Annotated in this window: 10 protein-coding genes; 5 read left to right on the forward strand and 5 right to left on the reverse strand. The window is 70.5% G+C overall.

The features are described from left to right. Nucleotides 1-97 precede the first annotated feature (97 nt). The 5 genes from thpD to ABEB03_RS24425 all read right to left on the reverse strand — a co-directional run bounded on the left by thpD (nucleotide 98) and on the right by ABEB03_RS24425 (nucleotide 4,930). On the reverse strand, nucleotides 98-994 hold the full coding sequence (gene thpD / locus ABEB03_RS24405) for an ectoine hydroxylase (RefSeq protein WP_345653274.1): 897 nt from the start codon (nucleotides 992-994) through the stop codon (nucleotides 98-100). A gap of 5 nt (nucleotides 995-999) precedes the next feature. Next, nucleotides 1,000-1,398 carry an ectoine synthase gene (locus ABEB03_RS24410; protein ID WP_095933457.1) on the reverse strand — a complete coding sequence of 133 codons (399 nt, stop codon included), beginning with the start codon at nucleotides 1,396-1,398 and terminating at the stop codon, nucleotides 1,000-1,002. A 103-nt stretch (nucleotides 1,399-1,501) separates the two neighbouring features. After that, nucleotides 1,502-2,776, reverse strand: coding sequence for a diaminobutyrate--2-oxoglutarate transaminase (gene ectB, locus ABEB03_RS24415; protein ID WP_345653280.1), 1,275 nt, complete (start codon nucleotides 2,774-2,776; stop codon nucleotides 1,502-1,504). 67 nt (nucleotides 2,777-2,843) lie between these two features. Continuing rightward, complete coding sequence (gene ectA / locus ABEB03_RS24420) at nucleotides 2,844-3,389, reverse strand: diaminobutyrate acetyltransferase (RefSeq protein ID WP_345653283.1); 546 nt, start codon at nucleotides 3,387-3,389, stop codon at nucleotides 2,844-2,846. A 440-nt stretch (nucleotides 3,390-3,829) separates the two neighbouring features. Beyond that, the gene (locus ABEB03_RS24425) at nucleotides 3,830-4,930 is read right to left on the reverse strand and encodes a pyridoxal-phosphate-dependent aminotransferase family protein (RefSeq protein WP_345653310.1); all 1,101 of its coding nucleotides are present in this window, start codon (nucleotides 4,928-4,930) and stop codon (nucleotides 3,830-3,832) included. A gap of 303 nt (nucleotides 4,931-5,233) precedes the next feature. On the opposite strand from ABEB03_RS24425, the gene ABEB03_RS24430 reads away from it, so the two are divergent. The 5 genes from ABEB03_RS24430 (at nucleotide 5,234) to ABEB03_RS24450 (ending at nucleotide 10,128) form a co-directional block, all read left to right on the forward strand. Continuing rightward, entirely contained in the window at nucleotides 5,234-6,079 is an 846-nt protein-coding gene (locus ABEB03_RS24430; protein WP_345653286.1) for a transporter substrate-binding domain-containing protein, read from the forward strand. Next, the gene (locus ABEB03_RS24435) at nucleotides 6,076-6,909 is read left to right on the forward strand and encodes an amino acid ABC transporter permease (protein WP_345653289.1); all 834 of its coding nucleotides are present in this window, start codon (nucleotides 6,076-6,078) and stop codon (nucleotides 6,907-6,909) included. The genes ABEB03_RS24430 and ABEB03_RS24435 overlap by 4 nt, the downstream gene beginning before the upstream one ends. Then, nucleotides 6,906-7,706, forward strand: a complete 801-nt coding sequence (locus ABEB03_RS24440) for an amino acid ABC transporter ATP-binding protein (protein WP_345653292.1) — start codon at nucleotides 6,906-6,908, stop codon at nucleotides 7,704-7,706. Before ABEB03_RS24435 ends, ABEB03_RS24440 begins: the two co-directional genes overlap by 4 nt. 35 nt (nucleotides 7,707-7,741) lie before the next feature. Then, complete coding sequence (locus tag ABEB03_RS24445; protein ID WP_345653295.1) at nucleotides 7,742-8,833, forward strand: amidohydrolase family protein; 1,092 nt, start codon at nucleotides 7,742-7,744, stop codon at nucleotides 8,831-8,833. A gap of 398 nt (nucleotides 8,834-9,231) precedes the next feature. Next, entirely contained in the window at nucleotides 9,232-10,128 is an 897-nt protein-coding gene (locus ABEB03_RS24450) for an SCO1860 family LAETG-anchored protein (protein WP_345653298.1), read from the forward strand. Nucleotides 10,129-10,211: the final 83 nt, after the last annotated feature.

Below are 10,211 nucleotides of genomic sequence, written 5' to 3' on the forward strand. Positions count from 1 at the left end.
CCCGTGGGCTCCAACTCCCGCCACCACGAAGGTTCTTGCGCGGACACGCAGGTGGCCGGTGCCTCCCCACCCGGGAGACACCGGCCACCTGCGGACATCACTTCACCGGTGTGAAGTCCCGTGCCCCGATGAACTCGGGCCTGCGCACCGGCGCCGCGAAGGGCTCCACCGCCGCGTTCTCCACGCTGTTGAACACGATGAAGACGTTGCTGCGCGGGAACGGGGTGATGTTGTCGCCCGAGCCGTGCATGCAGTTGCAGTCGAACCAGGTCGCCGAACCGGCCCTGCCGGTGAACAGCTTGATGCCGTGCCGCGAGGCGAAACGGGTGAGCGCCTCGTCGGACGGCGTGCCCGCGTCCTGCATCTGCAGCGACTTCTTGTAGTTGTCCTTCGGCGTGGCCCCCGCGCACCCGAGGAACGTCTTGTGCGACCCCGGCATGATCATGAGTCCGCCGTTGGTGTCGTGGTTCTCGGTCAGCGCGATCGACACGGACACCGTCCGCATGTTCGGCAGACCGTCCTCGGCGTGCCACGTCTCGAAGTCCGAGTGCCAGTAGAAGCCGCTGGCCCCGAAGCCCGGCTTCACGTTGATCCGCGACTGGTGGACGTACACGTCCGAGCCGAGGATCTGGCGGGCCCGTCCGACCACGCGCTCGTCGCGCACGAGCCGGGCGAAGACCTCGCTGATGCGGTGCACCTCGAAGACGGAGCGGATCTCCTGGGACTGCGGCTCCACGATCGACCGCTCGTCGGCGCGGATCGCCGGATCGGCGACCAGACGCTCCAGCTCCTGCCGGTAGACGGCGACCTCGTCGTCGGCGAGCAGCTCCCCGACGGGCAGGAAGCCGTCGCGCTCGTAGCACTGGAGCTCGTGCACCGTGATCGGGCCGGGCTCTCCCGGCGCGCTCCACACGACCGGGTCCTTGCGGGGTACGGACACCTCCGTGGCGCCGCGGCTGGGGTAAAGATCGGTGACTTCGGCGACGGTGGTCATCTGTCTCACACCTCCTCGGTGATCAGCGGGTAGACGCCGTTCTCGTCGTGGTCCTCCCGTCCGGTGACGGGCGGATTGAAGACGCAGACGCACCGGAAGTCGGTCTTCGGGCGCATGGTGTGGCGCTCGTGACCGTCCAGGAGATACATGGTCCCCGGGGTGATCCAGTGCTTCTCGCCGGTCTCGTCGTTGGTCAGTTCGGCCTCGCCCTCCACGCAGAGCACGGCCTCGATGTGGTTCGCGTACCACATCGACGTCTCGGTACCCGCGTAGAGAGTCGTCTCGTGGAGGGAGAAGCCGACCCGCTCCTTGGCGAGCACGATGCGCTTGCTCTCCCAGGTGCCGGACTTCGCCTTCACATGACGGTCGGTTCCCTCGATGTCCTTGAACGATCGGACGATCACGGTGCGTTGCTGCCTTTCTGCTCTGCTGGTGCGGGTTGCGCACGGCCGCCGTACGCGGGGGCGTACGGCGGCCGTGGGCGCTTCGTACGGCTGCCGTACGCGGTCAGGCGGCCGTCTCGTGGACGGCGCGGGCGAGGGTGCGCAGCCCCTCGTCCAACTCGTCGGGGGTGATGGTGAGCGCCGGGAGGAGTTTCACGACCTCGCTCTCCGGACCGGACGTCTCGATGAGCAGCCCGAGTTCGAAGGCGCGCTGCGCGACGCGGCCCGCACGCGCCTTGTCCTTGAACTCCAGGCCCCACACGAGTCCCCGGCCCCGGTACTCATTGACGTCGGCCAGGTTCTCCTCGGTGATGGAGATGAGTGTCTGCTCGATCTGCTCGCCGCGGGCGCGGGTCTGCTTCTCCATGGCGGAGCCGTCCGTCCAGTACGACTCCAGGGCCGCGGCGGCGGTGACGAACGCCGGGTTGTTGCCGCGGAAGGTGCCGTTGTGCTCGCCCGGCTCCCAGATGTCCAGCTCGGGCTTGAACAGGCACAGGGACATGGGCAGGCCGTATCCGCTGATGGACTTCGAGACGGTGACGATGTCGGGCACGACCCCCGCCTCCTCGAAGGAGAAGAAGGCGCCGGTGCGGCCGCAGCCCATCTGGATGTCGTCGACGATGAGCAGCATGTCGCGGCGGGCGCAGAGGTCGGCGAGGGCGCGCAGCCACTCGGGGCGCGCGACGTTGATGCCGCCCTCGCCCTGCACGGTCTCGACGATCACCGCGGCGGGCTGGTTGAGGCCGGAGCCCTGGTCCTCCAGGAGCCGCTCGAACCACAGGAAGTCCGGGACCTGGCCGTCGAAGTAGTTGTCGAAGGGCATCGGGGTGCCGTGCACGAGCGGGATGCCCGCGCCGGCCCGCTTGAACGCGTTGCCGGTCACGGCGAGCGACCCGAGGGACATGCCGTGGAAGGCGTTGGTGAAGGACACGATGGCCTCGCGCCCCTTCACCTTCCGCGCCAGTTTCAGCGCGGACTCGACGGCGTTGGTGCCCGTCGGCCCGGGGAACATGACCTTGTAGGGCAGATCGCGCGGGCGCAGGATCAGGTTCTGGAAGGTCTCCAGGAAGCCGCGCTTGGCCGTCGTCGACATGTCGAGGCCGTGCGTGACGCCGTCGCGCTCCAGGTAGTCGATCAACGCCCGTTTCAGTACAGGGTTGTTGTGGCCGTAGTTCAGGGATCCCGCGCCGGCGAAGAAGTCGAGGTACTCGTGGCCGTCCTCGTCGTACATCCGGCTGCCCCGGGCCCGGTCGAAGACGGTGGGCCAGCCGCGGCAGTAGCTGCGCACCTCGGACTCCAGGGTCTCGAAGACGCTCAGGTCGGGCTGGGTGATGGTCACAGCGAATCGCTCCTCGGAACGTGGGGGGAGGGGGATCGGCGAAGTCTCGGGGGGAGGTCGGCGAGGGTCACAGGGAGAGCGGACCGATGCGGTGCAGCACTTCCGGCTCGTGCGGTCCGTCGGGGAAGTGGGCCGTCCCGAACAGCACTTCGCGCTCGACGGTCGCGCCGCGGCGTCGGGCGTACGACGCGAACAGGCGCTCGGAGGCGGTGTTGCCGGGCGTGATGGTGGTCTCCAGGGCGGTCGGCGCCTGGACGCTCTCCTCGGCGAGCCGGGCGGTCAGGCCGTCGAGCAGAGCCGCGGCCAGCCCGCGTCCGCGATGCGCCTCGTCGACGGCCACCTGCCAGATGAACAGGGTGCGGGGGCGCTCGGGGCGGACGTACCCGGTGACGAAGCCGACCGGCGTTCCTTGCGCGCCGCGTGCCACCGCGGACGTGCGGGCGAAGTCACGGCACCAGAGGAGATAGCTGTACGAGGAGTTCAGGTCGAGGGTTCCGGAGTTCTTGGCGAGATGCCAGAGCACGGCTCCGTCGGCCACCTCGGGACGGTCGATCCGAAGGCCCTCCGGCATTTCCCTGAATTCCGCTTGCAGGTCTGCTTGTGCGGCGGTCATGCGAATTGAATTTACCGAGGGAAAGCTGAAATTGCATCGCCGTGAGGGGTTACGGGAGGCGCGCCTGTGTGTTATCACGCGCCTGCGTGTGAGCGCGCGAAGAGGCGGCGTTAGATGCCGTTCTGTCCGTAAAATACCGCACAAAAGGGATGCTCTGTGGAGTGCGTCACAGGGGCGTAATGCGTAAGAGACCCGTCCGAATTACGACGGTTGGCGTTCGCGAAATCTTTGCGTTTAGTGCCAGGAAAAGCGGGCAGAAGAATACGGGAAGCTGTGCTTGATTAATATATGGATAAGCGGACGGAGTGGCCCTGAAATTCTTTTCGGAGAGCGTTCCGTCCGATTCGTTCCCGGAGCCGTCCCGGAGAACCGCGGGTCGCTCCGGGCGGGACGGCGTCCGGCGGAGGTGCTCCGCCGGACGCCGGGGAACCGGCGGGAGCTCAGTCCCAGGCCTGCGCCACGGCCCGGCGTGCCGCCTCGAGATCCACCGGGAAGCCGGACTCGGCCAGCGCGGCCCCCAGTCCCGCGAGGCTGGAGTGGACGACGCCCCGCGTCGCGTCGGGCCCGTAGTGGTTCACCCGGATCATCTCCTTGGCGAGCGCGCCGCCGCCCGCGACCAGCGGCAGCACCGGGTCGGCGGCCAGCGCCTTCGCGACCAGCGCGGACGCGTCGGCCCCGGCGGGCACCCGCAGCGTGGTGGCGACCGGCGCCGCGTCGGAGGCCGCGTACACGTACGGCTCGAGGCCGCCGCCCAGGGCGAGCGCCCCGGCCCGGGTCGCCGCCGCGGCCGAGGCGTGGCGGTCCATCACCGCGCCCAGTCCCTCGCTCTCGATGCGCTCGACACAGGCCTCCAGCGCCAGCATCTCCAACTGCGCCGGCGCGTGCAGCAGCGCCTTGCGGCCGCCGTCGACCCACCGCTGCTTCCAGTCCAGCAGCGACAGGTACGACCGGCGCGGCGCCGCCGGGTTGGCGGCCATCCGGGCCCACGCCCGCTCGCTCACCGAGACCGCCGACACACCCGCGGGGCCGCCCATCGCCTTCTGCGCCCCGATCACGCACAGGTCGACGCCCCAGGTGTCCGGCAGCACCGGCTCGGCGCCGATCGACGCGACCGCGTCCAGATAGAACAGTGCGCCGTGCTCCCGGACGACCTCTCCGATCTCCGCGACGGGGTTGGTGTTGCCGGTGGCCGCCTCCGCGTGCACGAGCGAGACGAAGTCGATCGACGGGTGCTCGGCGAAGGCCTCGCGGATCTGCTCGGCGGTGACCGCCGTGTGGAAGGGCACCGCCAGGTCGATCACCCTCGCGCCGCAGTCCCGCAGCCAGTCGCCGAAGGTCTGCCCGTACGGGCCGGTGATCACGTTGAGCGCGGTCGTGCCGGGACCGGCGGTCGCGCGGATGGCCCCCTCCAGCGGGAGCAGCGCCTCGCCCTGCATGATCACGACGTCCTGCGCGGTGGAGAGCAGCCCGGCCACGCGGTCCTCGATCGAGGCGAAGTGCGCGGCGCTCAGCGGCGCCAGGTCCAGGAAGGGGTGGGTCACGGCGGTGCTCTCTTCGCTCACGGGTCCGGTACGCGGGTGCGTGCCTCCCGTGCGGGTGCGCGGGGGGACTCGTCCGTGAGCGTAACCGGAGGTCTCCCCGACGGCCGGACCGCCCGTCGCCGCCTGCGCCGGACGCGGGACCGGAGGCCCGGCGGCCCTCCGCGGGGGCGGGAACCGAGGCCGGATGGCCCTCCACGAGCGCGGGATCCGAGGCCGGACGGCCGCGTGACCATCGGATTGATTTGAGCAACCCAAACCTTTCCTTATAATCGGAACCCACAGTTCCCCCACAGGAGGTCCCCCGTGAACTCGGTCCTCGGACGCCGGACGCGCATTCTGGCCGCCACCACCGCCACGGCCGGGCTGCTGCTCGTGGCCGGTTGTTCCTCGGACGGCAACGACGGCGGCACCGCCAAGGGCGTCCCCGTGGTCAAGGCGGGCAAGCTCACGACCTGCACCCACCTCCCGTACCCGCCGTTCCAGTCGGAGATCGACGGCAAGGTGCAGGGCTTCGACGTCTCTCTCATCGACCTGGTCGCCAAGGACCTGGGCGTGAAGCAGACCATCGTCGACACCCCCTTCGAGAACTTCAAGACGGGCGCGTTCCTCAACTCCGGCCAGTGCGACCTCGCGGCGGCCGGCATGACGATCACCGAGGAGCGCAAGAAGAACGTCGACTTCTCCGACCCGTACTTCGACGCCACCCAGGCCGTCCTCGTCGACAAGAAGAGCGGCATCGACTCGCTCGCCGACGTGAAGGCCAAGGGCAAGAAGCTCGGCGCCCAGGCGCAGACCACCGGCGAGGAGTACGCGAAGAAGCAGGGCTTCGACCCGGTCTCCTTCGAGTCCTCCGACGCCGTCATCAACGGCCTGCGCACCGGCCAGGTCCAGGCCGTCGTCATCGACTACCCGGTCGTGCAGGGCTGGCTGAAGGACAAGGCCAACGCCGACGCCTTCAAGGTCGTCGACAACCTGAACACCGGTGAGCAGTACGGCTTCACGGTGAAGAAGGGCAACACCGAGCTCGTCGACGCCATCAACAAGGCGATCAAGGACGCGAAGGCCGACGGCACGTACAAGAAGCTGTACGAGAAGTGGATCGGCCCGTACGACGCGTCCGCGGCCACCGCCTCCCCGTCCGCCTCATGAGCGGTGCCGACACACAGGTCCAGTCCCGCAGGTCCGGCCTGACCCGACGGCAGAAGCGCGCGCTGTCGCGCGGCGTCCAGTACGCCGTCTTCATCGCCGCCGTGGCCGTCCTCGCGGCCACGGCGGACTGGGCACGCCTGAAGAACCAGTTCGCCCAGTGGGACCTCGTCCAGCAGATGTTCCCGGACGTCATCACGCTGGCGCTGAAGAACACCGTGCTCTACACGATGTCCGGCTTCGTGTTCGGTCTCGTGCTGGGCATGATCATCGCTCTGATGCGGCTCTCCCCGGTGGGCCCCTACCGCTGGCTCGCCGGCATCTACATCGAGATCTTCCGCGGCCTGCCCGCCCTGCTGATCTTCGTCTTCGTCGGCGTCGCGGTGCCGCTGGCCTTCCCGGGCACGGAGATCCCCGGCGGCACCTACGGCAAGGTCGCCCTCGCGCTCGGCCTGGTCTCGGCCGCGTACATGGCCGAGACGATCCGCGCCGGCATCCAGGCGGTCCCCAAGGGACAGATGGAAGCGGCCCGTTCACTCGGCTTCTCGCACGCGCGGGCCATGGTCTCGATCGTCGTCCCGCAGGCGTTCCGCATCGTGATCCCGCCGCTCACCAACGAACTGGTCCTGCTGTTCAAGGACTCCTCCCTGGTGCTGTTCCTCGGCGTCACGCTGGAGGAGCGCGAACTCACCAAGTTCGGGCGCGACCTGGCCAGCCAGACCGCCAACTCCACACCGATCCTGGTGGCGGGCCTGTGCTACCTGCTGGTCACCGTGCCGCTCGGATTCGTCGTACGACGTCTTGAGGCCAAGGCGGGGGAGGCCACCCGATGAGTGCAAGCGGTACTCCGGAGATCCAGGTCCGCGACCTGCACAAGTCCTTCGGCGACAACGAGGTGCTGCGCGGCATCGACCTGGAGATCCGGCAGGGCGAGGTCGTCTGTGTGATCGGCCCGTCCGGCTCCGGCAAGTCGACGCTGCTGCGCTGCGTCAACCTGCTGGAGGAGCCCACCAAGGGCCAGGTCTTCGTCGGCGGCACCGAGGTCACCGACCCCGATGTCGACATCGACGCCGTACGCCGCCGCATCGGCATGGTCTTCCAGCAGTTCAACCTCTTCCCGCACCTCTCGGTGACCGAGAACCTCACGCTGCCCCAGCGGCGCGTGCTGAAGCGGGACAAGGCCGAGGCCGCCCGGATCGCGGCGGCCAACCTGGACCGCGTGGGCCTGGCCGAGAAGGCGGACGCCTACCCCTCCTCGCTGTCCGGCGGCCAGCAGCAGCGCGTGGCCATCGCCCGCGCGCTCGCCATGGGCCCCGAGGTGATGCTCTTCGACGAGCCGACCTCGGCACTCGACCCCGAGCTCGTCGGCGACGTGCTCGCCGTCATGCGGATGCTCGCCGACGAGGGCATGACCATGATGGTCGTCACCCACGAGATGACGTTCGCCCGCGAGGTGGCCGACCGGGTCGTGTTCATGGACGGCGGCGTGATCGTCGAGGACGGCACCCCGGCCCAGGTCATCGGTGCGCCGAGCCACGAACGCACCCGCCACTTCCTGTCCCGGCTCCTCGACCCCGCGATGGCGGACGTCGAGGAGGAGGCGCCGGACGCGGCCGAAAAGGGCTCGTAGCGCCCGCCCGTACGGCACGAACTAAGGTGCGGTGCATGAGCGATCGCGCGGTGCTGCACGTGAAGGGGCGGGTGCTCGTCGGGCCCGACGACGTCCGGGACGACCTCTGGGTCGTCGGCGGGAGGGTCACGTACGAGCGCCCGGCGGGAGCCCGTGACGTCCGCACCGTCGAGGGCTGGGCGCTGCCCGGCCTGGTGGACGCGCACTGCCACGTCGGGCTCGACGCCCATGGACCCGTCGAGCCGGACGTCGCCGAGAAGCAGGCACTCACCGACCGTGAGGCCGGCACCCTCCTCATCCGGGACGCGGGCTCGCCGTCCGACACCCGCTGGATCGACGACCGCGAGGACCTCCCGAAGATCATCCGCGCGGGCCGTCACATCGCCCGCACCCGCCGCTACATCCGCAACTACGCCCACGAGATCGAACCCGAGGACCTCGTCGCGTACGTCGCCCGGGAGGCCCGGCGCGGCGACGGCTGGGTCAAGCTGGTGGGGGACTGGATCGACCGGGACACCGGCGACCTGAGCGCCTGCTGGCCGCGCGACGCCGTCGAGGCCGCGATCGCGGAGGCGCACCGGCTGGGCGCGCGGGTCACCGCACACTGCTTCGCGGAGGACTCGCTCCGGGACCTCGTCGAGGCGGGCATCGACTGCGTCGAGCACGCGACCGGGCTGACCGAGGACACCGTCCCGCTGTTCGCCGAGCGCGGCGTCGCCATCGTCCCGACCCTCGTGAACATCGCCATTTTCCCGCGCCTGGCGGCCGGCGGCGAGGCCAAGTACCCGCGCTGGGCGGCCCACATGCGACAGCTGCACGCACGGCGCCACGACACCGTGCGCGCCGCCTACGACGCCGGAATCCCCGTGTACGTGGGCACCGACGCGGGCGGCACCCTCGCGCACGGGCTCGTCGCGGCGGAGGTCGCCGAACTCGTCACCGCGGGCATCCCGCCCGTCGAGGCCCTCTCCGCCACCACGTGGGGCGCCCGGCGCTGGCTCGGGCGGCCCGGCCTCGACGAGGGAGCGCCCGCGGACCTCGTGGTCTACGAGGGCGACCCGCGCGAGGACGTCCGGGTCCTCGCCGCTCCGCGGCGGGTGGTCCTCAACGGGCAGGTCGTCGGCTGACGCGGCGCCCTCGGGCCAACTCCGCTCGACCGGCTCGACCGGCTCGGACGGCTCGGACGGCTCGACCGGCGCCCGCCTGCGACCGTGTGGACCGGCGCCCGTCCGTCGACCCGGGCCGGCCGGGCCGTGCCCGTCGGCAGGACTCCGTCCGTTGACTGACGGTGACGAGCGGGCGGGGCCGCTCGTTGTGCACCCCTGCGCGCGCTCCGGCGCCCCGACCGGCGCTTTCGCCTCTGCGGGGTGGTGCGGGTGACGGTGGGGAACAAGCGTGCCGGGAGAATCGAATGCGTTCGCGGAATTCCCACGTTGGAGTGAAGTGGCAGAAGGTCGCTGACTGTTCACTCTCAGTGCGCAATTCTTTCCGGGTCCCGAGCTTTTCTCCCATGGGGGTCCCACCCGTGAACACCAACAGCTTGCGTCTGCCCGCACGCCGTCTCGCCGCCACCGCGGCCGCCACCGCCCTCGCCGCCGGTCCCGCGGCGCTGGCCGGCGCGGGCACCGCCCACGCGACCACCGACCACGGTCGCGCGAGCGCCGTCGTGCTCCGCACCGGACTCGACGTCTCCCTGCTCGACAAGACCGTGAACGTCCCGCTCGCGGTCTCCCTCAACGAGGTGCAGGCACCGCAGAGCGCGCAGAAGACTGCGCTCACCGCCCAGTTGGACGGGGTCGACGGAGGACGCCCGTTCAGCGTGCTGCGCGCCGAGGTCGCCACCGCCGAGGCCACCGTGTCGGCGGACAAGGCCGAGGGCTCCACCACCCTCGCGCACGCGGCGGTCCATGTCCCCGGACTGCCCCTGCTCTCGGTCATCGAGGTCGAGCAGGTGACGTCGAAAGCGACGTGCGAGGCGGGGAAGAAGCCCGTCGCCACCGCGAACCTGCTCGGATCGGTCACCGTGCTCGGCAAGAAGGTGACGCTCTCGGCGGGCGGGCCGACGGAGGTCGAGGTGCCCGGCGTCGGCGAGGTCCGCCTCGACCTGTCCAGGACCCGGACGACGACCCGTACGGCCGCCGCCTCCGCCCTCGAACTCAAGGTCTCCATCAACCCGTTGAAGCTGAACGTGGCCGAGGTCGAGGGCACCGTGACCCTCGCGGGCGCGACCTGCGAGGCCCCGTCGGCGCCGGCCGAGCCCGGTGACCCGGTGGCCGACGTGAAGCCGCAGGGCGCGCCCGCGGAGGCGAACCTCGCGGAGACCGGGGGCAGTTCGACGACCCCGTACATCGCCGCCGGGGCGGCGGCGCTCCTCGCCACGGGTGCCGGCGTGGTGGTCCTGGCCCGCCGCCGCCGGGGCTGAGGCCGCCGGAGCGGCCCCGCGACGCCGGTGCCGGCCTGAACGGGCCCGCCCCCGGGTGCCGGGCGGGCTTCCCCGCCCGGCCG

It is taken from the genome of Streptomyces siamensis, from assembly GCF_039543605.1.
Lineage (GTDB): Bacteria > Actinomycetota > Actinomycetes > Streptomycetales > Streptomycetaceae > Streptomyces > Streptomyces siamensis.

Coding starts and splice junctions, on each gene's coding strand:
- thpD (WP_345653274.1), bottom strand. CDS start 994: ATGACCACCGTCGCCGAAGTCACCGATCTTTACCCCAGCCGCGGCGCC.
- ectA (WP_345653283.1), bottom strand. CDS start 3,389: ATGACCGCCGCACAAGCAGACCTGCAAGCGGAATTCAGGGAAATGCCG.
- ABEB03_RS24435 (WP_345653289.1), top strand. CDS start 6,076: ATGAGCGGTGCCGACACACAGGTCCAGTCCCGCAGGTCCGGCCTGACC.
- ABEB03_RS24440 (WP_345653292.1), top strand. CDS start 6,906: ATGAGTGCAAGCGGTACTCCGGAGATCCAGGTCCGCGACCTGCACAAG.
- ABEB03_RS24445 (WP_345653295.1), top strand. CDS start 7,742: ATGAGCGATCGCGCGGTGCTGCACGTGAAGGGGCGGGTGCTCGTCGGG.